This is a genomic window from Pseudomonas sp. GL-RE-29, from assembly GCF_019947275.1.
Taxonomy (GTDB): domain Bacteria; phylum Pseudomonadota; class Gammaproteobacteria; order Pseudomonadales; family Pseudomonadaceae; genus Aquipseudomonas; species Aquipseudomonas fluorescens_A.
Map to the genome: position 1 here is coordinate 100,327 of NZ_JAGYGD010000008.1, position 23,891 is coordinate 124,217.

22 protein-coding genes are annotated in these 23,891 nt (G+C 59.9%); 10 read left to right on the forward strand and 12 right to left on the reverse strand.

Features of this window, described 5'->3' with window-relative positions; all coding sequences use genetic code 11:
• Nucleotides 1-17: 17 nt before the first annotated feature.
• A complete protein-coding gene (locus KGB21_RS09365; protein ID WP_034147698.1) occupies nt 18-938 on the reverse strand; it encodes a LysR substrate-binding domain-containing protein in 921 nt (306 codons plus the stop codon).
• A 158-nt stretch (nt 939-1,096) separates the two neighbouring features.
• Between KGB21_RS09365 and KGB21_RS09370 the strand changes: the two genes are divergently transcribed.
• On the forward strand, nt 1,097-2,494 hold the full coding sequence (locus KGB21_RS09370; RefSeq protein ID WP_223504953.1) for a NorM family multidrug efflux MATE transporter: 1,398 nt from the start codon (nt 1,097-1,099) through the stop codon (nt 2,492-2,494).
• 136 nt (nt 2,495-2,630) lie between these two features.
• Here the strand turns inward: KGB21_RS09370 and KGB21_RS09375 are convergent, their stop codons facing one another.
• On the reverse strand, nt 2,631-4,304 hold the full coding sequence (locus KGB21_RS09375; RefSeq protein WP_034147699.1) for a putative bifunctional diguanylate cyclase/phosphodiesterase: 1,674 nt from the start codon (nt 4,302-4,304) through the stop codon (nt 2,631-2,633).
• Nucleotides 4,305-4,567: 263 nt separating this feature from the next.
• Here KGB21_RS09375 and rep point away from each other — a divergent pair, with 263 nt between their 5' ends.
• Together rep and KGB21_RS09385 are read left to right on the forward strand one after the other, a co-directional pair.
• Nucleotides 4,568-6,577 (forward strand): DNA helicase Rep, encoded by a 2,010-nt coding sequence (rep, locus tag KGB21_RS09380; RefSeq protein ID WP_034147700.1) that lies wholly within the window; start codon nt 4,568-4,570, stop codon nt 6,575-6,577.
• An 85-nt stretch (nt 6,578-6,662) separates the two neighbouring features.
• A complete protein-coding gene (locus KGB21_RS09385; protein WP_034147701.1) occupies nt 6,663-7,235 on the forward strand; it encodes a xanthine phosphoribosyltransferase in 573 nt (190 codons plus the stop codon).
• A gap of 120 nt (nt 7,236-7,355) precedes the next feature.
• On the opposite strand, the gene KGB21_RS09390 is transcribed toward KGB21_RS09385, so the two are convergent.
• The 6 genes from KGB21_RS09390 to dadA all read right to left on the reverse strand — a co-directional run bounded on the left by KGB21_RS09390 (nt 7,356) and on the right by dadA (nt 13,588).
• Complete coding sequence (locus KGB21_RS09390; protein WP_223504887.1) at nt 7,356-9,278, reverse strand: acetyl-CoA hydrolase/transferase C-terminal domain-containing protein; 1,923 nt, start codon at nt 9,276-9,278, stop codon at nt 7,356-7,358.
• 237 nt (nt 9,279-9,515) lie between these two features.
• The gene (locus KGB21_RS09395) at nt 9,516-9,929 is read right to left on the reverse strand and encodes a c-type cytochrome (RefSeq protein ID WP_034147703.1); all 414 of its coding nucleotides are present in this window, start codon (nt 9,927-9,929) and stop codon (nt 9,516-9,518) included.
• A gap of 182 nt (nt 9,930-10,111) precedes the next feature.
• Entirely contained in the window at nt 10,112-10,660 is a 549-nt protein-coding gene (locus KGB21_RS09400) for a cupin domain-containing protein (protein ID WP_007947433.1), read from the reverse strand.
• Between the two features lie 128 nt (nt 10,661-10,788).
• Nucleotides 10,789-11,862, reverse strand: a complete 1,074-nt coding sequence (alr, locus tag KGB21_RS09405; protein ID WP_034147704.1) for an alanine racemase — start codon at nt 11,860-11,862, stop codon at nt 10,789-10,791.
• Nucleotides 11,863-11,958: 96 nt separating this feature from the next.
• A complete protein-coding gene (locus tag KGB21_RS09410; protein ID WP_034147705.1) occupies nt 11,959-12,312 on the reverse strand; it encodes a RidA family protein in 354 nt (117 codons plus the stop codon).
• The gene (gene dadA, locus KGB21_RS09415) at nt 12,284-13,588 is read right to left on the reverse strand and encodes a D-amino acid dehydrogenase (RefSeq protein ID WP_223504888.1); all 1,305 of its coding nucleotides are present in this window, start codon (nt 13,586-13,588) and stop codon (nt 12,284-12,286) included. Before dadA ends, KGB21_RS09410 begins: the two co-directional genes overlap by 29 nt.
• A 157-nt stretch (nt 13,589-13,745) precedes the next feature.
• Between dadA and KGB21_RS09420 the strand changes: the two genes are divergently transcribed.
• Nucleotides 13,746-14,234: an Lrp/AsnC ligand binding domain-containing protein gene (locus tag KGB21_RS09420; protein WP_003177284.1), complete on the forward strand. Its 489-nt coding sequence runs from the start codon at nt 13,746-13,748 to the stop codon at nt 14,232-14,234.
• A 79-nt stretch (nt 14,235-14,313) separates the two neighbouring features.
• Here KGB21_RS09420 and KGB21_RS09425 read toward each other — a convergent pair whose 3' ends face one another.
• Nucleotides 14,314-14,667, reverse strand: a complete 354-nt coding sequence (locus KGB21_RS09425; protein WP_007894729.1) for a YkgJ family cysteine cluster protein — start codon at nt 14,665-14,667, stop codon at nt 14,314-14,316.
• A gap of 147 nt (nt 14,668-14,814) precedes the next feature.
• Here KGB21_RS09425 and KGB21_RS09430 point away from each other — a divergent pair, with 147 nt between their 5' ends.
• A complete protein-coding gene (locus KGB21_RS09430) occupies nt 14,815-16,128 on the forward strand; it encodes an NAD(P)/FAD-dependent oxidoreductase (RefSeq protein ID WP_223504889.1) in 1,314 nt (437 codons plus the stop codon).
• Nucleotides 16,129-16,242: 114 nt separating this feature from the next.
• Here KGB21_RS09430 and KGB21_RS09435 read toward each other — a convergent pair whose 3' ends face one another.
• Complete coding sequence (locus KGB21_RS09435) at nt 16,243-16,488, reverse strand: DUF1127 domain-containing protein (RefSeq protein ID WP_034147707.1); 246 nt, start codon at nt 16,486-16,488, stop codon at nt 16,243-16,245.
• A 179-nt stretch (nt 16,489-16,667) separates the two neighbouring features.
• Here KGB21_RS09435 and KGB21_RS09440 point away from each other — a divergent pair, with 179 nt between their 5' ends.
• Both KGB21_RS09440 and KGB21_RS09445 read left to right on the forward strand, forming a co-directional pair.
• Complete coding sequence (locus tag KGB21_RS09440) at nt 16,668-18,101, forward strand: PLP-dependent aminotransferase family protein (RefSeq protein WP_223504891.1); 1,434 nt, start codon at nt 16,668-16,670, stop codon at nt 18,099-18,101.
• 60 nt (nt 18,102-18,161) lie between these two features.
• Nucleotides 18,162-19,730 carry a phospholipase D-like domain-containing protein gene (locus KGB21_RS09445; RefSeq protein WP_223504893.1) on the forward strand — a complete coding sequence of 523 codons (1,569 nt, stop codon included), beginning with the start codon at nt 18,162-18,164 and terminating at the stop codon, nt 19,728-19,730.
• Between the two features lie 65 nt (nt 19,731-19,795).
• On the opposite strand, the gene KGB21_RS09450 is transcribed toward KGB21_RS09445, so the two are convergent.
• Both KGB21_RS09450 and KGB21_RS09455 read right to left on the reverse strand, forming a co-directional pair.
• Nucleotides 19,796-20,938: an MFS transporter gene (locus tag KGB21_RS09450; protein ID WP_034147710.1), complete on the reverse strand. Its 1,143-nt coding sequence runs from the start codon at nt 20,936-20,938 to the stop codon at nt 19,796-19,798.
• 182 nt (nt 20,939-21,120) lie between these two features.
• The gene (locus KGB21_RS09455) at nt 21,121-22,614 is read right to left on the reverse strand and encodes an aldehyde dehydrogenase (protein ID WP_034147711.1); all 1,494 of its coding nucleotides are present in this window, start codon (nt 22,612-22,614) and stop codon (nt 21,121-21,123) included.
• A 236-nt stretch (nt 22,615-22,850) separates the two neighbouring features.
• Between KGB21_RS09455 and KGB21_RS09460 the strand changes: the two genes are divergently transcribed.
• The 3 genes from KGB21_RS09460 (at nt 22,851) to KGB21_RS09470 (ending at nt 23,845) form a co-directional block, all read left to right on the forward strand.
• Nucleotides 22,851-23,213 carry a cupin domain-containing protein gene (locus KGB21_RS09460; RefSeq protein WP_223504894.1) on the forward strand — a complete coding sequence of 121 codons (363 nt, stop codon included), beginning with the start codon at nt 22,851-22,853 and terminating at the stop codon, nt 23,211-23,213.
• A gap of 104 nt (nt 23,214-23,317) precedes the next feature.
• Entirely contained in the window at nt 23,318-23,539 is a 222-nt protein-coding gene (locus KGB21_RS09465) for a hypothetical protein (protein ID WP_223504896.1), read from the forward strand.
• 39 nt (nt 23,540-23,578) lie between these two features.
• Entirely contained in the window at nt 23,579-23,845 is a 267-nt protein-coding gene (locus KGB21_RS09470) for a hypothetical protein (protein WP_034147714.1), read from the forward strand.
• Nucleotides 23,846-23,891: the final 46 nt, after the last annotated feature.

Genomic DNA, 23,891 nt, shown 5'->3' on the forward strand with positions numbered 1-23,891 from the left:
GCGGCGGCTTCATCGTTTCAGCTCAAGTGCTCGACATCGGGCAATTCCATGGCCCTGACTTCGTTTTGCAGGAAGTCGCTGAGCCGGCGCATCCGCTCACCGCCGGGGCGGGTTTTCGGCCAGACCAGGTAATATTTCTCACCGCTGGCAACGGCGGTCGGCCACGGCAGACTCAGACGTCCCTGGGCCACATCCTCCGCCACCATCAGCAAATCGCCCATGGACACGCCGTAACCTCGGGCGGCCGCGATCATGCCCAGCTCCAGCGTGTCGAACACCTGCCCGCCCTTGAGCGACACCTGCTCGGCGAGCCCCATGCGCTCCAGCCAATTGCGCCAGTCGCGGCGGTCCGGTGTCGGGTGCAGCAGTTCGGTGTTGACCAGACGCGCCACATCCCATGGCTGATCGTTCAGGAGATTGGGCGCGCCCACCGGGATCAATTCCTCGGGGAACAGGTAACTCGCCTCCCAATCCGGAGGGAAATGTCCGTTGCTCAATAACACTGCGCAATCGAACGGCTCATCGTTGAAGTCCACCGAATCGATATCCATCCAGGCGCTGGTCAATTGCACCTCGTTGCCCGGCTGCAAATGGCGGAAGCGACTGAGGCGCGCAAGCAGCCAGCGCATGGTCAGGGTCGACGGGGCTTTCATGCGCAGGATGTCGTCTTCGGCGCGCAAGGTATTGCAGGCTCGCTCCAGGGCAGTGAAGCCCTCGCGAATGCCCGGCAACAGCATTCGGGCTGACTCGGTCAGCTGCAAATTGCGACCACTGCGGTGAAACAAGCGGCAGGCAAAATGCTCTTCGAGCGTACGAATATGCCGACTGACCGCACTTTGGGTGATCGACAGCTCTTCAGCGGCACGGGTGAACGAACTGTGCCGCGCCGCTGCTTCGAATGCGCGCAGGGCATACAAGGGAGGAAGACGACGTGACATTGGGAAAGCTCCTACAACCGAATTCGGCCACCCTAGCAGAAACTTGCCAGCATGAGTTTGACTCATGCCATCCATCCTTTTTATCCCTTTGTGCAAACCCCGCAGAGCGCCGAGAATCGACGCTTTCCTGTTCTCTCTGACCATCGAGCGTGATGACCATGCAGCATCCAGCGCGTATTGAACTCTGGGCCATCCTGCGGCTGGCGGGGCCGTTGATTGCCTCGCAGTTGGCGCACATGCTGATGGTCCTCACCGACACTTTGATGATGGCGCGCTTGAGTCCCGAGGCACTGGCCGGCGGCGGTCTCGGCGCTGCGACCTATTCCTTCGTATCGATTTTCTGCATCGGCGTGATTGCGGCGGTCGGCACATTGGTGGCGATCCGTCAGGGCGCGGGCGACATTGTCGGCGCGACCCGGTTGACCCAGGCCGGATTGTGGCTGGCGTGGTTGATGGCGTTGGTCGCCGGTTTGCTGTTGTGGAATCTGAAACCGGTGTTGCTGTTGTTCGGCCAGACCGAAAGCAACGTGCAGTCGGCCGGACAGTTTCTGATTTTCCTGCCGTTCGCCTTGCCCAGCTACCTCAGCTTCATGGCCTTGCGCGGCTTCACCAGCGCCATTGGCCGCGCGACGCCGGTGATGGTCATCAGCCTGGGCGGTACGGTGGCCAACTTCCTGCTCAACTATGCATTGATCACCGGCATGTTCGGCCTGCCGAAACTGGGCTTGATGGGCATCGGCCTGGTCACGGCGATCGTGGCCAATCTCATGGCACTGGCGCTGGCGTGGCACATTCGCCGGCATCAAGCTTATGACGCTTATCCGCTGCGTCAGGGACTATCGCGGCTGAACCGGCAATACCTGAAAGAGCTGTGGCGCCTGGGCCTGCCGATTGGCGGCACCTATGCGGTGGAAGTCGGGCTGTTTGCCTTCGCGGCGCTGTGCATGGGCACCATGGGCAGCACGCAATTGGCGGCACATCAGATCGCCCTGCAAATTGTTTCCGTGGCGTTCATGGTCCCGGCGGGGATTTCCTACGCGATCACCATGCGCATCGGCCAGCACTACGGCGCCGGGCAACTGCTGGACGCGCGACTGGCCGGACGGGTCGGCATCGCCTTCGGTGCGGCGGCGATGCTGTGCTTTGCCATGGTGTTCTGGCTGCTGCCGAATCAGTTGATCGGCCTGTTTCTCGACCACAACGACCCGGCGTTCCGTGACGTCATCAACCTGGCGGTAAGCCTGCTGGCAGTGGCGGCGTGGTTTGAACTGTTCGACGGCACGCAAACCATCGCCATGGGCTGCATCCGCGGGCTCAAGGATGCCAAGACCACGTTCCTCGTTGGACTGGGTTGTTACTGGCTGATTGGCGCACCGGCCGCGTGGTGGATGGCGTTCCATTTGAATTGGGGGCCGACGGGCGTGTGGTGGGGGTTGGCGTTGGGCCTGGCGTGTGCGGCGGTGAGTCTGACGTTGGCGTTTGAGTGGAAGATGAAGCGGATGATTCGGCGCGAGCCGGCGGCAGAGAATGGTTTCCAGATGGCCCAGCCTGACTGAAATCCGCCTTGCTTTTGTGGCGAGGGAGCTTGCTCCCGCTCGGCTGCGGAGCAGTCGCAAAGCTTTTGGGGTCGCTGCGCGACCCAGCGGGAGCAAGCTCCCTCGCCACAAAACCGCGTTCTTACAGGTTTTACGGTTAAACCACGATTTCCAACGGCGCCTGCTGACTGCTGCCGAACGTCAAGTACTCCACCAACTCCGCCAACGGCAACGGCTTGCTGATCAGGTAACCCTGCACCTGATCGCAATCAAACCCACGCAACAAGTCCAGCTGCTCCGGCGTTTCTACCCCTTCAGCAACCACTTCCAGATTAAGGTTGTGCGCCAGGTTGATCATGGCGTGGACCAGTTTGCGGTTCTCTTCCCGTTGTTCCATGCCGCCGACAAAGCTCTTGTCGATCTTCAGCAAGGTGATCGGCAGGCTGTTGAGGTGCACGAACGATGAAAACCCGGTGCCGAAGTCATCGAGGGAGAAGCGCACGCCGAGGCGCCCCAGAGCGTCCATGGTCTGCTTGACCAGATCACTGCGGCGCATGACCGCGGTTTCAGTCAATTCGAATTCCAGCCACTGCGCCTCGACACCGCGCTCTGCAATCAGTCGGCTCAGGGTCGAGAGCAACTGGCTGTCCTGAAACTGGCGGAACGACAGGTTGATCGCCATGTGCAACGGTGGCAGACCGCGTTCGCGTAACGCCTGCATGTCGCGCAACGCTCGGGAAATCACCCAGTAGCCGAGTGGCACGATCAAACCGCTTTGCTCGGCCAGCGGCACGAATTCACTTGGCGGCAGCAAGCCGCGCTCACTGTGACGCCAGCGCACCAAAGCTTCGAGACCGACGATTTGCCCGTCCTCAAGGTTCAGGCGTGGCTGGTAATGCAGCTCCAGCTCATCGCGGCGTAACGCCCGGCGCAACTCGGTTTCGAGGTCGGCGATGCTGCGGGCATTGCGGTTGATGCGTTCGTTGAAGATGTGAAAGGTGCAACCCTGGGTGCTCTTGGCTTGTTGCATGGCGATGTGTGCGTGCCACATCAACGGATCGGCACCGGCCTGGGCACGGGCGTGGGCAATGCCGAGGCTGGAGCCGATCAACAGGCTTTCACCGTCGACCCAATAGGGTTCGGCCAGCGCTTCGGTAATGCGTTCGGCCATCCATTCGGCGCGCTGTGGAGCGCGGCGGGTGTCGATCAGCAAGGCGAATTCATCGCTGCCCAGTCGTGCCAGTTGATCGCCGGCCTCAAGCTGGCTTTTGAGCCGCGCAACCACTTGCAGGATCAAACGATCACCGGCCTGGTGGCCGAGAGCATCGTTGGCGTGACGGAAGTTGTCGAGATCGAGGTGGCCCAGTGCCAGGCCGCGCCCCTCGTTTTCCGCCAGTCGCGCTGTCAGCAAGGTCTGAAAACCCTGGCGGTTGGCGATGCCGGTTAGCGGGTCTTGTTCGGCCAGGCGTTGCAGAGTGGTTTCCAGCACGCCACGTTCACGCACATGCCGCAGGCACCGGCGCAGCATGCCCGGGTCGAGATGGTCGCGGACCAGCCAGTCGCTCACACCGTCAGGCGCAAACTGTGGTTCATGTTCGAGCAACAACACCGTTGGCAGACTGCAACGGCCGGGTGCCGGCTGAAGTGCCGGGATCGTCAACAACACCGCACTGCGGTTGTCTTCAAACAGGCTGCTGACCGACTCCCAACTCGGCGCGCTGATGAGCACGGCCGAGCTCCCCATCGGAGCCAGACACTCGCGCAACAACGCTGCCCACGCTGGCTCTTCGGCCAGTAGCAGCAAACGCAAGGGTTCGACAGGCGTAGACAAGCTAGCTCCCTAGACTCTGCAAAGATGTAGGCGACCGGCATTATGCCGTGCCGATAACTAATGACAATGACATCAGTTATCAAACGAGACCTTTGTATCCGGAATTACGAACATTAGCCGCAATTTCCTTGCGCATCCTGCGTGAAAGTATCAAAACCGGCAAATATAGATAGCGTTGTGCGTCACAAGTCGGACAGAGCAGCACAATTCGCTGAGCCTGTTAAAATGCCGGCCCATTTCGTGACTGACTCCTGAATTTACGTATGTCCCGACTCAATCCCCGGCAGCAAGAAGCCGTGAACTACGTCGGCGGCCCTCTATTGGTGCTCGCCGGTGCTGGCTCCGGCAAGACCAGCGTGATCACGCGCAAAATTGCGCACCTGATCCAGAACTGCGGCATCCGCGCCCAGTACATCGTCGCCATGACCTTCACCAACAAGGCTGCGCGGGAGATGAAGGAGCGGGTCGGCACCCTGCTGCGCGCCGGCGAAGGCCGTGGCCTGACGGTCTGCACGTTCCACAACCTGGGCCTTAACATCATCCGCAAGGAACACGTGCGGCTGGGCTACAAACCCGGTTTCTCGATCTTCGACGAGACCGACGTGAAAGCCTTGATGACCGACATCATGCAGAAGGAATACTCGGGCGACGACGGCGTCGACGAGATCAAGAACATGATCGGCGCCTGGAAAAACGACCTGATCCTGCCGGCCCAGGCCCTGGAAAACGCGCGCAACCCCAAGGAACAGACCGCTGCCATCGTCTACACCCACTATCAGCGCACGCTCAAGGCGTTTAACGCGGTGGACTTTGACGACCTGATCCTGCTGCCGGTAAAGCTGTTCGAAGAACACGCTGACATTCTGGAAAAATGGCAGAACAAGGTGCGCTACCTGCTGGTGGACGAATACCAGGACACCAACGCCAGCCAATACCTGCTGGTAAAGATGCTGATCGGCAAGCGTAACCAGTTCACCGTGGTGGGCGACGACGACCAGTCGATTTACGCCTGGCGCGGCGCGCGGCCGGAAAACCTGATGTTGCTCAAGGAAGACTATCCGTCCTTGAAAGTGGTGATGCTGGAGCAGAACTACCGCTCCACCAGCCGCATCCTGCGTTGCGCCAACGTGCTGATCTCGAACAACCCCCACGAATTCGAAAAGCAGCTGTGGAGTGAAATGGGCCACGGCGACGAGATCCGGGTGATCCGCTGCCGCAACGAAGACGCCGAAGCCGAGCGCGTGGCCGTGGAAATCCTCAGCCTGCACTTGCGCACCGACCGCCCTTACAGCGATTTCGCGATCCTGTATCGCGGCAACTACCAGGCCAAGCTGATCGAGCTGAAATTGCAGCACCATCAGGTGCCGTATCGTTTGTCCGGCGGCAACAGCTTTTTCGGACGTCAGGAAGTGAAGGATCTAATGGCCTACTTCCGCCTGATCGTGAACCCGGACGACGACAACGCGTTCCTGCGGGTGATCAACGTCCCACGCCGGGAAATCGGTTCGACGACGCTGGAGAAACTGGGCAACTACGCCACCGAGCGAAAAATCTCGATGTACGCCGCCACCGACGAGATCGGCCTGGGCGAGCATCTGGACAGCCGCTTCACCGATCGCCTGTCACGCTTCAAGCGCTTCATGGACAGGGTTCGCGAGCAATGCGCCGGCGAAGACCCGATCTCGGCCCTGCGCAGCATGGTCATGGACATCGACTACGAGAATTGGCTGCGCACCAACAGCTCCAGCGACAAGGCGGCCGACTACCGAATGGGCAACGTCTGGTTCCTGATCGAGGCGTTGAAAAACACCCTGGAGAAAGACGAAGAAGGCGAGATGACCGTCGAAGACGCCATCGGCAAACTCGTCCTGCGCGACATGCTGGAGCGCCAGCAAGAAGAGGAAGACGGCGCCGAAGGCGTGCAGATGATGACCTTGCACGCCTCCAAGGGCCTGGAATTCCCCTACGTGTTCATCATGGGCATGGAAGAGGAAATCCTCCCGCACCGCTCCAGCATCGAAGCCGACACCATCGAAGAAGAACGCCGGCTGGCCTACGTGGGCATTACCCGCGCGCGCCAGACCCTGGCTTTCACCTTCGCCGCCAAGCGCAAGCAGTACGGCGAAATCATCGACTGCGCGCCGAGCCGCTTCCTCGATGAACTGCCGCCGGACGACCTGGCCTGGGAAGGCAACGACGACACCCCGACCGAAGTCAAAGCCGTTCGCGGCAATAGCGCATTGGCGGATATACGCGCGATGTTAAAGCGTTAGAATTGAGCACTTTTTAATCAAAGCATTTTCAAACAAACAACTTTTGACAAGCTAGGCGTATTTCGCGCCAGTAGAGGAAAGCTTCATGGAAGCACTGCACCAGAAAATCCGCGAACAAGGCATCGTGCTTTCCGACCAGGTCCTGAAGGTCGACGCCTTTCTGAACCACCAGATCGACCCGGCCCTGATGAAGCTGATCGGTGACGAATTCGCCGCGCTGTTCAAAGACTCGGGCATCACCAAGATCGTCACCATCGAAGCCTCGGGCATCGCCCCGGCGATCATGACCGGTCTGAACCTCGGCGTTCCGGTGATCTTCGCCCGCAAGCAACAGTCCCTGACCCTGACTGAAAACCTGCTGTCGGCGACCGTTTACTCGTTCACCAAGAAGACCGAAAGCACCGTGGCCATCTCCCCGCGTCACCTGACCAGCAGCGACCGCGTGCTGATCATCGATGACTTTTTGGCCAACGGTAAGGCGTCCCAGGCGCTGATTTCGATCATCAAGCAGGCCGGCGCCACCGTCGCCGGTTTGGGGATCGTGATCGAGAAGTCGTTCCAGGGTGGTCGTGCGGAGCTGGATTCGCAGGGGTATCGCGTTGAGTCGCTGGCTCGCGTGCAGTCGCTGAAGGATGGCGTTGTAACCTTCATCGAATAACGCTGTGATCCCTGTAGGAGCTGGCCTGCCAGCGATGACGGTGTAACTGCCAACATACATGTTGAATGTTATGGCCTCATCGCTGGCAAGCCAGCTCCTACAGGGGATCGTCGTTCCTGGTTATTGCGCAGTGGCCTTGAGGCCGGTGAGCAGCAAACGCTGATACAGATCTTCTTTCAGCCCTTGAGGGCTCGTCAGCCGCATGCGCTCCAGATGTTCGGGAAATGACGAAGCCTCCGGCGCATCCAGCGCAGCCTTCCCCAACTCCAGCACTTCACTCAGCTTGAACTTGCTCTTGAGCCAGTTCAGCGCGCGCAACACATCCCGCTCCACTTCAGTGAAATCACAGCCTAACGGATACTCTGCAAACAACTGCGCATGCCGTGCCTGAATCGCCTGCAAACGCTCAGGATGGTTATCGGTGAAACGCGGATCGAGGCGGAATTCCTTCGGTAACTTGCCAACCTTCTGTGCTTGCTCAATCAGCCCCGCCTGGAAGCGCGAATCACTGATATTCAGCAACGCCTCGATCACCACCGCATCTGTCTTGCCGCGCAAATCGGCGATGCCGTATTCAGTGACCACGATGTCCCGCAGGTGTCGCGGGATCGTGCAATGCCCGTACTCCCAGACGATGTTGGAACTGACCTCACCGCCCGATTCCCGCCAACTGCGCAGCAGCAACACTGACCGCGCACCTTGCAGCGCATGACCCTGGGCAACGAAGTTGTACTGCCCGCCCACACCGCTAAGCACGCGCCCGTCTTCCAGCTGATCGGCCACGCCAGCGCCGAGCAACGTCATGGTGAACGCGGTGTTGATGAACCGCGCATCAATCCGCTGCAAGCGTTTCAGCTCTTCCTGCCCGTAAAGCTCGTTGATGTAGCTGATGCGAGTCATGTTGAATTCGAGCCGCTTGCTTTGCGGCAACTCGCGCAAGCGTTCGTAGAAGCTGCGCGGCCCGAGGAAAAAGCCGCCATGCACCGAAATGCCGTCGGTTTGCGCGGCTTCGTCGAGGATGCCGGCATTGGCCTGCTGTTGAGTCGGTACATCCGGGTAGACCTTGCGCCGCACGATCCCGGCATCGGCCAGTACCAGCAAGCCGTTGACGAACATTTCGCTGCAACCGTACAGGCCTTTGGCGAACGGTTCGATGCCGCCTTCGCGCTCGATCAGTTGCGCCCATTGGCTGAGATCCACGTCAGCCAGCAAGGCCTTGTAAGCGTCACTGTCGGCCTGACGCGCCAACAACGCAGCAGTCAACGCATCGCCCATGGCACCGATGCCGATCTGCAAGGTGCCGCCATCGCGCACCAGCGTACTGGCGTGCAAACCGATGAAGTGATCCTGGAAACCCACCGGCATGTTAGGCGTGGAAAACAGCGTGGCGCTGTCCTTCTCGTCGATCAGCAGGTCGAAGGTGTCGATCCCGACTTCGGCATCACCAGGCATGTAGGGCAAATCGTCATGCACCTGGCCGAGCATCAGGATCGTCTCCCCGGCAGCCCGACGCTTGGCGATCATCGGCAACAGGTCGAGGGTGATGTCCGGGTTGCAGCTCAGGCTCAAGCGGTCTGGATGCTCGGGATGACTGGCCACCAATTGCGCCACCAGGTTCAACCCGGCGGCATTGATGTCCCGAGCGGCGTGGCTGTAGTTGCTGCTGACGTAGTCCTGCTGAGCCGATGCGCTGTCAAGCAGGCTGCCCGGCAGCATGAAAAACTGCTGGATGTGAATGTTGGCTGGCAGGTTGTCACGCTGCAGGCCGGCGAGGAAATCCAGCTCCGGATAATCACCAAAAACCCGTTCGACAAAGGGTTCGAGAAAGCGCTTTTGCAGCCCGTCACCCAACGCAGGACGGCCGAGGCAAAGGGCGGTGTAGATCGTCAGCTGACGGTCGGGCAATTGCGCGATGCGTTGATACAACGCGTTGACGAAGTGGTTGGGTTTGCCCAAGCCCAGGGGCAGGCCCATGTGAATATGCGCCGGCAATCGCGCCAACACATCATCAACCGCTTGCTCGATAGAACACAACTGCACCATCCGAACCTCCCTTCCATTCCATGACGTGGGGTTGGACCGAGCTTGCCGGGTCTTTGCTGCATTGAACAGCCTCTGAAGATCACCCTGACCTGTAGGCGCTGCCGAAGGCTGCGATCTTTTGATCTTGTTTTTATCAATCAAGATCAAAAGATCGCAGCCTGCGGCAGCTCCTACAGGGAACCACCAGGCACAAAAAAGCCGCTCGAAAGCGGCTTTTTCGCGAAAGAGACGGGCGTGTTACAGGCCGGACATCTCTTTGATGGCGCCCTTCAGCTCGTCATCGGAGCAGTCAGCGCAGGTGCCTTTAGGCGGCATCGCGTTGATACCGGTAATGGCTTTGGCCAGGATGCCGTCGAGACCGCCCTGGTGATCGGCACGTTCTTTCCAGGCGGCCTTGTCGCCGATTTTCGGCGCGCCGAGCAGGCCCGTACCATGGCAAGCGTTGCAATGTTTTGCAATAACGTCTTTAGGTGCTTTGGCACCGCCACCGCCGCCAGTAGCAGCGGCGACTTCCATGCCCTTGCACTCTTGACCCGTCACACAGACCTGGCCAACTGGCTCCAGGCGCTTGGCAATTTCGTCGTTCGTCGCAGCTTGAGCGCTGACAGCCCACAGGGCCAATACGGTTGCTGGTACGGCCAGCATTTTCATAATTAGGTTCACGCGTTCACCCTCAATGGTGGCTAGTCACGCCTACGGCCACGGTTCGCAGGCGGGCGCAAGTATAGCGGTTAGCCCGCGACACTGAAACAACCCCAAAGTCGAAGGGGTCTTGTTGCGCAACGGTAAAACTGCTCGGGTGCCTCGGCCATGCTGGCAGGGCGCCTCTTTTGTTAAAAGTTTGCCGGTGTTGCTGCGCTGATTAGTCGCGCCGGCGCATCGAACGGATTACGGAAACGATGCGGCTTGGTACTTTCAAAGTAGTAGCTATCGCCGGCTTCGAGCACAAATGTTTCAAGCCCGACCACCAGTTCCAGACGCCCTTCCACCAAAATGCCGGTTTCCTCGCCCTCATGGGTGAGCATCTCGTCACCGGTGTCGGCGCCTGGCGGATAGATTTCATTGAGGAATGCGATAGCCCGGCTCGGGTGTGCCCGGCCGACCAGTTTCATGGTCACTGCGCCATCGGAAATATCGATCAGTTCGTTAGCCTTGTAGACGATCTGAGTCGGTTTTTCCTGCAGGATTTCTTCGGAAAAGAACTCGACCATGGACATGGGAATCCCGCCCAACACCTTCCTCAGCGAACTGATCGAGGGGCTGACGCTATTTTTCTCGATCATCGAAATCGTGCTGTTGGTGACGCCCGCCCGTTTGGCGAGTTCACGCTGGGAAAGACCTTTGAGCTTGCGGATCGATTGCAGTCGTTCACCGACGTCCAATGCAGGAGCCTCCAGGGATTCAGGTTGTTGGAATATTGAGCGTTATCATGGCGACAGCGTTCAGTATTTACAACACTTTGACCTGAATCCCGCTTGGCGAGGCGACTTCGGGCGCGGGTGGTTTGGCGTCAGCTCCCGGAATAGAGCATTGGCACCCGGCGCAGGTTGCAGAAGATCTGGTAAGGAATTGTGCCGGCGGCGATGGCCACGTCGCTGGCGAGGATGTTTTTACCCCACAACTCGACGGTCGAACCGAGGCCGGCTTGCGGCACATCGGTCAGGTCGATGCAAAGCATGTCCATCGACACTCGGCCGATCAACTGGCTGCGCTGTCCGGCGACCATTACTGGCGTGCCGGTCGGTGCCAGACGCGGGTAACCATCGGCGTACCCCATGGCCACCACGCCAACACGCATCGGCTTCGGGGTGATGAATTTCGCGCCGTAGCCGATCGGCTCGCCGGCCGGCAGCTCGCGCACACTGATCACTTTTGATTCTAGGGTCATCACCGGTTGCAGGCGCGAGGCCACGGCGTTGGCCTCTTCGAAAGGCGTGGCGCCATAGAGCATGATGCCCGGACGTACCCAATCGCTCGGCACCTGTGGCCAACCGAGCACCGCCGGCGAGTTGCGCAAGCTGACCTCGGCGGACAAACCTTGACGCGCCGCTTCGAACACCGCGACCTGTTCGGCACTGGCTTGACTGTGCAGTTCATCGGCGCGGGCGAAGTGGCTCATCAGCACGATTTTCGCCACGTTGCCGCTGGCCAGCAGCCGTTGATAACCCGCCTGATAATCCTTCGGATGCAGACCGACCCGGTGCATGCCCGAGTCGAGCTTGAGCCAGACCACAATCGGTTTGCTCAATGCAGCTTTCTCGATCGCTTCGAGTTGCCACAGCGAATGCACCACGCACCAGAAATCATGCTCGACGATCAGCGACAGCTCATCGGCTTCGAAAAAGCCTTCCAGCAGCAATACCGGCGCACGAATGCCCGCCGCTCGCAGCTCCAGGGCCTCTTCAATGCAAGCGACGGCAAACCCGTCCGCCTCGGCTTCCAGCGCCTGGGCGCAACGCACCGCACCATGGCCATAGGCATCAGCCTTGATCACCGCGAGGGCTTTGGCCCCCGTGACTTCACGGGCAATCCGGTAGTTGTGACGCAGGGCTTGAAGGTCGATCAGGGCACGGGCAGGACGCATGGCGGCAGACTTCTGGTCGTCGATGGGAAGAAAAACCGGCGCTGGTTGTCGGCGTGAACCGCCAGCAGCACCGGAAGAGGGATCTTGCACAATTGCTTATGGAAGAGCGGCTACAACCGACAGCTCGACCAGGATTTGCGGTTCGCACAACTTCGCTTCAACGGTGGCACGGGCCGGTGCGACGCCTTTTGGCAACCACTGGTCCCACACAGCGTTCATACCTTCGAAGTGCGCATCGATGTCTTTCAGGTAAATCGTCACCGACAGCAGACGGCTTTTGTCGGTCCCGGCCAGGTCGAGCAAGCGCTCGATGTTGGCGAGGGTTTCACGGGTCTGCTGTTCAATCCCGGCGTTCATGTCGTCGCCAACCTGTCCGGCCAGATACACCGTGCCGTTATGGATGACGATCTGACTCATGCGCTCATTGGTGAGCTGGCGCTGGACTGACATGTTTTTCAGACTCCTGGGATTTGCTGCCATAACGGGAAATATCGAGGCCTTCGGCGCTGATCTGCGGCTTTCTCTTGGCCATCAGGTCAGCCAGCAAACGGCCGGAACCGCAGGCCATGGTCCAGCCGAGTGTGCCGTGACCGGTGTTCAGGAACAGGTTCTTGAATGGCGTGGCCCCCACAATCGGGGTGCCGTCCGGCGTGGTCGGACGCAGGCCGGTCCAGAAGCTGGCCTCAGCCAGATTGCCGCCCTGAGGATAAAGGTCGTTGACGATCATCTCCAGGGTTTCGCGCCGACGCGGGTTCAGCGACAGGTCAAAACCGGCGATCTCGGCCATGCCGCCAACGCGGATGCGGTTGTCGAAACGGGTGATTGCGACTTTGTAAGTCTCGTCGAGAATGGTCGAAGTCGGGGCCATTGCCGGGTTGGTGATCGGCACAGTCAGGGAGTAACCCTTGAGCGGGTACACCGGCGCCTTGATCCCCAGCGGCTTGAGCAGTTGCGGCGAATAGCTGCCGAGCGCCAGCACGTAGCGATCGGCGGTTTCGAGCTTGCCGTCGATCCATACGCCGTTGATGCGATCACCGGCGAAGTCGAGGCGCTGGATGTCCTGGCCAAAACGGAATTGCACGCCGAGGTTCGCGGCCATTTCTGCAAGCTTGGTGGTGAACATCTGGCAGTCGCCAGTCTGGTCGTTCGGCAGTCGCAAGGCACCGGCGAGGATGTCGGTGACGCTGGCGAGTGCCGGCTCAACGCGGGCAATGCCTTCGCGGTCGAGCAGTTCGAACGGTACGCCGGACTCTTTCAGCACCGCGATGTCTTTCGCGGCGCCATCGAGCTGAGCCTGGGTGCGGAACAGCTGTGTAGTACCGAGGCTGCGGCCTTCGTAGGCAATACCGGTTTCGGCGCGCAGTTCGTCGAGGCAGTCACGGCTGTACTCGGACAAACGGACCATGCGCTCCTTGTTCACCGCATAACGGCTGGCGGTGCAGTTGCGCAGCATCTGCGCCATCCACAGGTATTGGCTGATGTCGCCGGTGGCTTTGATCGCAAGCGGTGCGTGACGCTCCAGCAGCCACTTGATGGCCTTGAGCGGCACGCCCGGCGCGGCCCACGGCGAGGCATAACCCGGCGATACCTGGCCGGCGTTGGCGAAACTGGTCTCCATAGCGGCAGCCGGCTGCCGGTCCACCACCACTACTTCAAACCCGGCACGCGCCAGATAATAAGCACTGGTGGTACCGATGACGCCGCTACCCAAGACCATAACGCGCATTTTCATATCCCTCATCGCGGCTAACCGCTGACGTTTGTTGTTCAGAGCTTCAGATGTGCGCAGTGTAAAAAAGATTAGCCAGTGATTTTCACTATATAAGCGCCTATATTTGGCGACAATTCTCGGCAAAAACCCTTTTCACGGAGGCGCATCCCCTATGCGTACCAACACTCAAACCAAACGGGAACTGGACAAGATCGACCGCAACATCCTGCGGATCCTGCAAGCGGACGGACGAATTTCCTTCACTGAACTGGGGGAAAAGGTCGGGCTCTCGACCACGCCTTGCACTGAGCGGGTCCGGCGCCTGGAGCGTGAAGGGATCATCATGGGCTACAACGCACGGCTCAATCCGCAGCACCTCAAGGGCAGTCTTCTGGTGTTCGTCGAGATCAGCCTCGACTACAAATCCGGCGACACTTTCGAAGAGTTCCGACGTGCGGTGCTGAAGCTGCCCCACGTGCTCGAGTGCCATTTGGTGTCAGGGGATTTCGACTATCTGGTGAAGGCGCGGATTTCCGAGATGGCCTCGTACCGCAAATTGCTGGGCGACATCCTGCTCAAGCTGCCGCATGTGCGGGAATCCAAGAGCTATATCGTGATGGAAGAGGTGAAAGAGAGCTTGAGCCTGCCGATTCCAGATTGAAGATCAAAAGATCGCAGCCTTCGGCAGCTCCTACAGGGAAACGCGATCCCATGTAGGAGCTGCCGAAGGCTGCGATCTTTTAAACCAGCACCTGCCGGGTGCTGGCCATGTATTCGTGAATCTGCTTCTCAACCCGCGGATGAATCAACTCAACCGGACGCCTGCCATTAGGGCACGGTAGGGTTTTGGTCGTGCCGAATAGCCGGCAAATCAGCGGCCGCTCGTCATACACCGTGCAGCCGTTTGGCCCGAGATGCACACAGTTGAGCTCATCCATGGCCGCATCCTGCTCGGCGCGGGTCTTGCGCGGCAGGCGCGACATTTCTTCCGGCGAGGTGGTCACCGGGCCACAGCAGTCATGGCAGCCGGGCACGCACTCGAACGAGGGAATCTGCTGGCGCAGTGTGCGAATTTTCTGACTGTTGCAACTCATCGAAGCGGTGACCGATAGCGGATTAGAGCGCGATTCTGACGCAAAAGCCCGGATCCAGACAGCAACAACCGACCAATGTTGCCCGCCCGGGAACGTCCGGCTTATGCTCCGTCAAATTTTCTAAACACACGAACCAGGATCACGCACATGACCGTCCGTGCCCAACAGCCTGCCCCGAACCATCAGCACACCGCCTCTTACTACGCGGCCAGCAGCCTGCCGCAGCCGGAATACCCTGCGCTGCAAGGCGAAGTGCTGACCGACGTGTGCGTGGTCGGTGGCGGGTTTTCGGGACTGAACACGGCGCTGGAACTGGCGGAACGTGGTTTGAGTGTGGTGCTGCTCGAAGCCCACAAGATCGGTTGGGGCGCCAGCGGCCGCAATGGCGGGCAGTTGATTCGCGGCGTCGGCCACGGCCTTGATCAGTTTGCCAACGTCATCGGTGTGGACGGCGTGCGTCAGATGAAACTCATGGGCCTGGAAGCGGTGGAAATCGTCCGACAGCGAGTCGAGCGTTTTCAGATCCCCTGCGACCTGACCTGGGGCTATTGCGACCTGGCCAACAAGCCCCGCGATCTGCAAGGTTTCGCCGAAGACGCCGAAGAACTACGCAGCCTCGGCTACCGCTACGAAACCCGATTGTTGCAACCCGATGAAATGCGCAGCGTGGTCGGCTCCGACCGCTACGTCGGTGGCCTGATCGACATGGGCTCCGGGCATCTGCACCCGCTGAACCTGGCGCTGGGCGAAGCCGCCGCCGCGCAACAACTGGGCGTGAAGCTGTACGAGCAGTCTGCCGTCACACGCATCGATTACGGTCCCGAGGTCAAGGTGCATACCGCCCAAGGCTCGGTCCGTGCCAAGACGCTGGTGCTGGGCTGCAACGCCTACCTCAATGAGCTCAACCCCGAACTCAGCGGCAAAGTGTTGCCCGCCGGCAGTTACATCATCGCCACAGAGCCTTTGAGCGAAGAGCTGGCCCACGCCCTACTGCCGCAGAACATGGCGGTTTGCGATCAACGGGTGGCGCTGGATTACTACCGGCTCTCGGCAGATCGGCGTCTGCTGTTCGGCGGCGCATGCCACTATTCGGGGCGCGATCCGAAAGACATCGCCGCCTACATGCGACCGAAGATGCTGGACGTCTTCCCGCAGCTGGATAGTGTGAAGATCGATTATCAGTGGGGCGGCATGATCGGCATCGGCGCTAATCGCTTGCCGCAGATCGGCCGGCTCAAGGACCAACCAAATGTGTATTACGCCCAGGCCTATTCCGGACACGGGGTGAATGCCACGCATCTGGCCGGCAAGCTGCTGGCCGAAGCAATCAGCGGACAACACAGTGGTGGCTTCGATCTGTTCGCCCAGGTGCCACACATCACCTTCCCCGGCGGCAAGCATTTGCGCTCGCCGTTGTTGGCATTGGGGATGTTGTGGCATCGACTTAAAGAGCTGATCTGATCATAAATCCCTGTAGGAGCTGCCGAAGGCTGCGATCTTTTGACTTTGATTTTTAAAAAACAAAATCAAAAGATCGCAGCCTGCGGCAGCTCCTACAGGGGAAAGTGTTTCGTCTTACAGATGCCAGAAAGGTTTTAGCCCCTCCTCCCGCGCCTGTTCACGCGTCAGTCCGATGTCCTTGAGCTGGTCCGGTGTCAGCTCCAGCAACGCCTTGCGTGTGTGCAGACGACGCCAGAACAGATCCCAGCGATTCAGGCCGGACGATGCAGGGCGCATGTCCGCAGCGCGTGCGCCGTTTTGTTGCCCTGCCGCCAGTTCCTGACTGTGTAACGTCAACCGCACATCGCTCAAGCCGTTCATTTTGATCGCTCCTGTTTACTTGGGTAGCCAGAGATTCCATGATGCGCGGGCAAGAAAAAGCATTACAGATTCAACGCGACTGTATTATTTCCATACAGATTTGCCGTTCGAGGCTCTGAATTGTCATTTTTTGTCACATCTGTACTGGTCAACCCAATCACCCGCGCCGAGGCAGTGCCATGACCCTTTATGTGAACCTTGCCGAATTACTCGGCACACGTATCGAACAGGGCTTCTATCGCCCGGGTGATAGGCTACCGTCGGTGCGGGCGCTGAGCGTCGAACACGGCGTCAGTCTGAGCACGGTGCAGCAGGCCTACCGCATGCTTGAAGACAACGGACTGGCCATGCCAAAACCCAAGTCCGGCTATTTCGTACCGGTCAGTCGCGACCTGCCGGATTTGCCGGCCATCAGCCGCCCGGCCCAGCGTCCGGTGGAGATTTCGCAATGGGAGCAGGTGCTTGAGCTCATTCGCGCCGTGCCGCGCAAGGATGTGGTGCAACTGGGCCGCGGCATGCCGGACATCACCACCCCGACCCTCAAACCGCTGCTGCGCGGTCTGGCGCAATTGAGCCGACGGCAAGACATGCCCGGCCTGTATTACGACAACATCCACGGCAACCTCGAACTGCGCGAACAAATCGCCCGCCTCATGCTCGATTCCGGCTGCCAACTGAGCCCCGGCGATCTGGTGGTGACGACCGGTTGCCATGAGGCGCTGTCCACCAGCATCCGCTCGATATGCGAGCCGGGAGACATCGTCGCGGTGGACTCGCCAAGCTTTCACGGCGCCATGCAGACGCTCAAGGGCCTGGGCATGAAAGCCCTGGAAATCCCCACCGACCCACTCACCGGGATCAGTCTGGATGCATTGGAAATGGCTTTGGAACAGTGGCCAATCAAGGCCATACAGTTGACGCCCAACTGCAACAACCCGCTGGGATACATTATGCCGGAGTCGCGCAAACGCGCGTTGTTGACGCTCGCACAGCGCTTCGACGTGGCGATCATTGAGGACGATGTGTATGGCGAACTGTCCTACAGCTATCCACGCCCGCGCACGATCAAGTCCTTCGACGAAGACGGCCGCGTCCTGCTCTGCAGTTCATTTTCCAAGACCCTGGCCCCCGGCCTGCGCATCGGCTGGGTCGCACCGGGCCGCTATCTGGAACGCGTGCTGCACATGAAATACATAAGCACCGGCTCTACTGCGCCGCAGCCGCAGATTGCCATCGCGGAATTTCTCAAAGGCGGCCACTTCGAACCCCATTTGCGGCGGATGCGCACGCAATACCAGCGTAATCGTGACTTGATGATCGATTGGGTCAGCCGCTACTTCCCGGCGGGCACCCGCGCCAGCCGCCCGCAAGGCAGCTTTATGCTGTGGGTTGAACTGCCGGAAAGTTTCGACACCCTGAAACTGAATCGTGCCCTGCACGACCAGGGCGTACAGATTGCCGTCGGCAGCATCTTTTCCCCCTCGGGCAAATACCGCAATTGCCTGCGCATGAACTACGCTGCCAAACCGACAGCACAGATCGAAGACGCTGTGCGCAAGGTCGGTGCCGAAGCCATCAGACTGTTGGCGGAAAACGATCAACTTAGTGACTGACCTTTCTCGGGATCCCAGCGTCCATATGCCAACGCCTGCCGCCAATCGGAACGATCCTACGTGAGAGTCAGACAGCCCCTGCTTGCTCTTGTGATACTTGCCTCGCTCCTGAGTGGATGCGCCAATTTCGATTTGCAGCGCGGATCGAGCCAGGCCTTGCCAGCGAGTGATTCGGCGTTCGGCCGTTCGGTACAAGCCCAGGCTGCACCGCACCAGGGGCAATCCGGTTTTCGCCTGCTGTCCGACAGCACCGAAGCGTTCACCGCTCGCGCCGAGCTGATCCGCAACGCCCAAAGCAGCCTCGACTTGCAGTACTACATCGTGCATGACGGCGTCAGCACGCGGATGCTGGTGCAGGAGCTACTTAAGGCCGCCGACCGCGGCGTACGCGTACGCATTCTGCTCGACGACACCACCAGCGATGGCCAGGACCAAACCATCGCCACCCTGGCGGCGCATCCGCAGATCCAGATTCGCGTGTTCAACCCCTTGAACCTGGGCCGCAGCACTGGCGTGACGCGCACCCTGGGACGCTTGTTCAACTTGTCGCAGCAACATCGGCGCATGCACAACAAGTTGTGGCTGGCCGACAGCAGCATGGCCATCGTCGGCGGGCGCAATCTGGGGGACGAGTATTTCGATGCCAAGCCCAACCTCAATTTCACCGACATCGACATGCTCGGCGTCGGCCCGGTCGCCGAGCAACTGGGCCACAGTTTCGATCAGTATTGGAACAGCGCCCTGAGCAAGCCGATCGATGAATTCGTATCCAGCAAACCGACGGCCGAGGATCTGCAAAACACCCGAACCCGGCTGGAACAATCCCTGGAAGAATCCCGCAAACAGAACCACGCGCTCTATCAGCAGCTGATGACTTTCGCCACGCAACCGCGCCTGGATATCTGGCGCAGTGAGCTGATCTGGGCCTGGAGCCAGGCGCTGTGGGACGCGCCGAGCAAGGTGTTGGCCGACGGTGAGCCTGACCCACAGTTGCTGCTGACGACTCAGTTGGCGCCCGCACTCAATGGCGTCAACAAAGAGCTGGTGTTGATCTCGGCCTATTTCATTCCCGGCCCGCCGGGGCTGGTGTACCTGACCGGGCGCGCTGACGCCGGTGTGTCTGTCCGGTTGCTGACCAATGCCCTGGAAGCCACAGACGTACCAGCGGTGCATGGTGGCTATGCACCGTATCGCAAGGCGCTGCTGGAGCACGGCGTGCAACTCTTCGAGCTGCGCCGTCAGCCCGGCGACAGCAGCGGTAGCGGACCTCGGCTGTTTTCCAGCAAGTCGTATGGGGATTCCGATTCCAGCCTGCACAGCAAGGCCATCGTTTTCGACCAACAGAAATCCTTCATCGGCTCATTCAACTTCGACCCGCGCTCAGTGCTGTGGAACACCGAAGTCGGGGTGCTGGTCGACAGCCCGGAACTCGCGGCCCGCGTCCGCGAACTGGCGCTGCAGGGCATGGCGCCGCCCCTGAGTTATCAGGTGAAACTGGAAAATGAACAGATCGTCTGGGTCACCGAAGACGACGGGAAAATCCACACCCTGACCAAGGAGCCTGGTAGCTGGTGGCGGCGCTTCAATGCGTGGCTGAGCAATACCGTCGGATTGGAGCGGATGCTTTAAAAGATCGCAGCCTACGATCCCAGTAGGAGCTGCCGAAGGCTGCGATCTTTTGATCTTTGGACGGCCTATGCCGGCTGAACGCTGCCAAACGCCCCCTGCCGCGAAACAACGATCAGCACCCCCAACGCCCCCGCCGCCATCAACCACGGCAACGCATGCCCGCTCACCCACTGACTCCCGGCACCGGCAAGCAACGGCCCGACGAGACACCCAATCCCCCACAATTGCGCGATATGCGCATTGGCCCGGACCAGCGCGTCATCGCGATACCGCTCGCCGATCAGAATCAGCGACAAGGTAAACAATCCGCCAGCACTGGCGCCGAACAATACCCACAACGGCCAGATCAGCAGCGTGTCGATCAAAATCGGAATCGCCAGGCTCGACACCAGCAGCACCACCGCACAACCGGTGAACAACGATCGCCGCGACAGGCGATCCGCCAGCGCACCGATCGGCAATTGCAGCACTGCATCTCCGACCACCACCGTACTGACCATGGCCAGGGCGATTTCCGTGGTGAAGCCCTGGCGCAGGCAGTACACCGGCAGCAATGTCAGGATCATCGCTTCAAACGCAGCAAACAGCGACACCGCCCAGGCAATCGCAGGCAGGCCACGGCAGAACTCGAGCAGATCCCTGAAGGTCACGCTGCTTGCCTCGCTGCTCGGCGCACCGCTGCGGCCCAGCAACAGGAACGGCGCAGCCATCAGCAAGCCGACGCCGACCCAAAAGCCGTAATCGTGCTCGGTGCCAATGAAACCCAGCAACACCGGCCCGGCCAGTTGACTCAGGGCATAGCTGCTGCCGTACAGCGCCACCAGGCGTCCGCGCCATTCCTCGACCACCAGTTGATTGATCCAGCTTTCACCAATGATGAAGACGAGGGTCAGGATCACCCCGATCATCAAGCGCAGCACCAGCCAGATCGGATAACTCGGCAACAGCGCCAGCAATCCGATGGACACCGCCCCGGCCCACAGGCACAGGCGCATCAGATTGGCCGTGCCGAGACGCGCCGCCAGATGACTGGAAATCTTCGCCCCCAGCAGCACGCCAATGGCCGGCATCGCCGCCATCACACCGATGGCAAACGAGCCGTAGCCCCAACTCTCCAGGCGAAACGACACCAGCGGCATGCTGACGCCCAGGGCCAGGCCAACACTCAAGACAGACGCCAACACGGCGAAATACGTCGCCCAACGCATGTTCCACGCTCCTGTGGATTGTTATTTTTTCAGGACACTCAAAACAATGTGGGAGCAAGCTTGCTCGCGATAGCGGTGCAACATTCAACATTGAAGTCGACTGTTACACCGCTATCGCGAGCAAGCTCGCTCCCACAGGGATCGGTGTCGTTCGGGAGGCCTGCTACTCCTCCCTTACTGACTTACAACTTGATCCAGGTCGCCTTCAGCTCGGTGTATTTGTCGAACGCGTGCAGCGACTTGTCGCGACCGTTGCCGGATTGCTTGAAGCCACCGAACGGTGCGGTCATGTCGCCACCGTCATACTGGTTGACCCACACGCTACCGGCACGCAGGGCGCGGGCAGTGAGGTGAGCCTTGGAGATGTCGGCAGTCCACACCGCAGCGGCCAGGCCGTAAGGCGTGTCGTTGGCAATTGCGACGGCTTCTTCGGCGCTGTCGAAGGTGATAACCGACAGCACTGGCCCGAAGATTTCTTCCTGGGCAATTTTCATCGCGTTGCTCACACCGTCGAAAATCGTCGGCTCAACGTAAGTGCCACCGGTTTCCTGCAGGATGCGCTTGCCGCCCGCGACCAGTTTGGCGCCGTCGCTGTGACCCGACTCTATGTAGGACAGCACGGTGTTCATCTGCTGGGTATCCACCAGCGCGCCGACGTTGGTCGCCGGATCCAGCGGGTTGCCCGGCTTCCAGGTTTTCAGCGCCTCGATCACCAGCGGCAGGAATTTGTCCTTGATCGAACGCTCCACCAGCAGGCGCGAACCGGCGGTGCAGACTTCGCCCTGGTTGAAAGCGATGGCACCGGCAGCGGCTTCGGCAGCCTCTTGCAGGTTCGGTGCATCGGCGAACACGATGTTCGGGCTCTTGCCGCCGGCTTCAAGCCAGACGCGTTTCATGTTCGATTCGCCGGAGTAGATCAGCAGTTGCTTGGCGATCTTGGTCGAACCGGTGAACACCAGGGTGTCGACATCGTTATGCAGGGCCAGGGCCTTGCCAACGGTGTGACCGTAACCCGGCAACACGTTCAACACGCCTTTCGGAATGCCGGCTTCGACGGCCAGGGCCGCGATGCGGATGGCGGTCAGAGGCGATTTTTCCGACGGTTTAAGGATCACCGAGTTACCGGTGGACAGCGCCGGGCCGAGTTTCCAGCACGCCATCATCAGCGGGAAGTTCCACGGCACGATGGCGCCAACCACACCCACTGGCTCGCGTGTAACCAGGCCCAGCTGATCGTGCGGGGTAGCGGCCACTTCGTCGTAGATCTTGTCGATGGCTTCGCCGCTCCAGCTCAGGGCTTGCGCCGCGCCGGGAACGTCGATGTACAGGGAATCGCTGATCGGCTTGCCCATGTCCAGGGTTTCAAGCAGGGCCAGCTCTTCGGCGTGCTGTTTGAGCAGGCCGGCGAAACGGATCATGGTGGCTTTGCGCTTGGTCGGCGCCAGGCGCGACCAGACGCCGGAATTGAAGGTGGCGCGAGCGTTTTCAACAGCGCGCTGGGCGTCGGCGGCGTCACAGCTGGCGATCTTGCCCAGCAGGCGACCATCGACCGGGCTGATGCACTCGAAGGTCTCGGCGGAGACTGCGTCGGTGTATTCGCCATTGATGTAGGCGCGGCCTTCGACTTTCAGGTCTTTGGCGCGTTGTTCCCAGTCGGCACGGGTCAGGGTGGTCATGCGAGTGTCCTCCTCTTATTGAATACGACACCCGCGATCTTCGCGGGCGCTGTCAGGAATTCTGCCCGGCCAGCCTGCTTTTCGGCCCAAGGCATCCGCCACCCTAAACCAGCCGCCCCTCATGTTTCAATATATTTGACATAAGGCCGGCAAACGGCCTTGCGATGTTCAATTTAATAAACATAGACTTTGGGACTTTCAACCACTCGCGTCGCAATCACGGGGGATTTACAACAATGAGCATCCAGAACATCGTCGACTTCAGCCAGGCCACCACCGAGCCCGAGCGTTATCGACCAGACCCGGCCAAAGTCCTCAAGGGCGACCCCGAGCAAGTGGTGCACAACCACTTCAACAGCCCTTGCGGCCAATTGAATGCCGGCGTCTGGGAAGGTGCTGTTGGCCAATGGCTGGTGAATTTCACCGAACATGAATATTGCGAAATCGTCCAGGGTGTCTCCGTACTGCGCGACAACGACGGCAACAGCAAAACCGTGCGCGCAGGTGATCGCTTCGTGATTCCGGCCGGTTTCCGCGGCACTTGGGAAGTGCTGGAGCCGTGCCGCAAGATTTACGTGGCATTCGAACAAAAGGCCTGACCACGATAAATAATTACCGCACTGCGTAGCCTGCGCTGGCAGATCATTGGCGGGCGCTTCGATCGAAGAAGCGCCTCGTCAAGAACTCATCGCAAGGAAGCAACATGGCTAACGCAACCACCTATACCGACGAACAGGTCCTCGAACTGATCAAATCTGTTGTCGGCTCGCCGTACTCCGAAGCACTGCGCCAACAGGTCGAAGACACGACCGGTCGCCCTACACGCCCCTGGGGCAATTACGTGGGGACTTACGACTCACGCGCAGAACGCATCAACCTGAACGTCAACGAAAGCGACATCATCATTTCCGTCTACTTCGGTTGATTTGACACGTTTGCAATCCCTTCACAAGGAAGTGAAACCATGAAGACATTACTCGGCACTGGCCTACTGGCTGGTCTCATCTTTGCGTTGCCAGCGTACGCTGAAGAGCCGCCACCGCGATGTTATGCGCAGCGGGCAGACTTCCTCATCGGCCAGCGCCTGACACGGGAAGTCAGGGAGCAAGCTCGCGTGGAGGCGCGTGCGACCACGGTTACCGTCAACTCGCTCAGCCAGGAATATGAACCCGAGCGCCTCCGAATCACTACCGATTGGGATAACGTGATCACTCGAATGAACTGCGGTTGACGACCAGGCATACTCAATCATCTGGCAACAAAAAAGGCCCGTATCT

Coding starts and splice junctions, on each gene's coding strand:
- KGB21_RS09425 (WP_007894729.1), bottom strand. CDS start 14,667: ATGAGTTGCAACAGTCAGAAAATTCGCACACTGCGCCAGCAGATTCCC.
- KGB21_RS09440 (WP_223504891.1), top strand. CDS start 16,668: ATGACCCTTTATGTGAACCTTGCCGAATTACTCGGCACACGTATCGAA.
- rep (WP_034147700.1), top strand. CDS start 4,568: ATGTCCCGACTCAATCCCCGGCAGCAAGAAGCCGTGAACTACGTCGGC.
- KGB21_RS09465 (WP_223504896.1), top strand. CDS start 23,318: ATGGCTAACGCAACCACCTATACCGACGAACAGGTCCTCGAACTGATC.
- KGB21_RS09395 (WP_034147703.1), bottom strand. CDS start 9,929: ATGAAAATGCTGGCCGTACCAGCAACCGTATTGGCCCTGTGGGCTGTC.
- KGB21_RS09435 (WP_034147707.1), bottom strand. CDS start 16,488: ATGAACGGCTTGAGCGATGTGCGGTTGACGTTACACAGTCAGGAACTG.
- KGB21_RS09470 (WP_034147714.1), top strand. CDS start 23,579: ATGAAGACATTACTCGGCACTGGCCTACTGGCTGGTCTCATCTTTGCG.
- KGB21_RS09410 (WP_034147705.1), bottom strand. CDS start 12,312: ATGTCAGTCCAGCGCCAGCTCACCAATGAGCGCATGAGTCAGATCGTC.
- KGB21_RS09390 (WP_223504887.1), bottom strand. CDS start 9,278: ATGGTGCAGTTGTGTTCTATCGAGCAAGCGGTTGATGATGTGTTGGCG.
- KGB21_RS09430 (WP_223504889.1), top strand. CDS start 14,815: ATGACCGTCCGTGCCCAACAGCCTGCCCCGAACCATCAGCACACCGCC.
- KGB21_RS09460 (WP_223504894.1), top strand. CDS start 22,851: ATGAGCATCCAGAACATCGTCGACTTCAGCCAGGCCACCACCGAGCCC.
- KGB21_RS09365 (WP_034147698.1), bottom strand. CDS start 938: ATGTCACGTCGTCTTCCTCCCTTGTATGCCCTGCGCGCATTCGAAGCA.
- dadA (WP_223504888.1), bottom strand. CDS start 13,588: ATGCGCGTTATGGTCTTGGGTAGCGGCGTCATCGGTACCACCAGTGCT.
- alr (WP_034147704.1), bottom strand. CDS start 11,862: ATGCGTCCTGCCCGTGCCCTGATCGACCTTCAAGCCCTGCGTCACAAC.
- KGB21_RS09420 (WP_003177284.1), top strand. CDS start 13,746: ATGCGTACCAACACTCAAACCAAACGGGAACTGGACAAGATCGACCGC.
- KGB21_RS09370 (WP_223504953.1), top strand. CDS start 1,097: ATGCAGCATCCAGCGCGTATTGAACTCTGGGCCATCCTGCGGCTGGCG.
- KGB21_RS09385 (WP_034147701.1), top strand. CDS start 6,663: ATGGAAGCACTGCACCAGAAAATCCGCGAACAAGGCATCGTGCTTTCC.
- KGB21_RS09450 (WP_034147710.1), bottom strand. CDS start 20,938: ATGCGTTGGGCGACGTATTTCGCCGTGTTGGCGTCTGTCTTGAGTGTT.
- KGB21_RS09455 (WP_034147711.1), bottom strand. CDS start 22,614: ATGACCACCCTGACCCGTGCCGACTGGGAACAACGCGCCAAAGACCTG.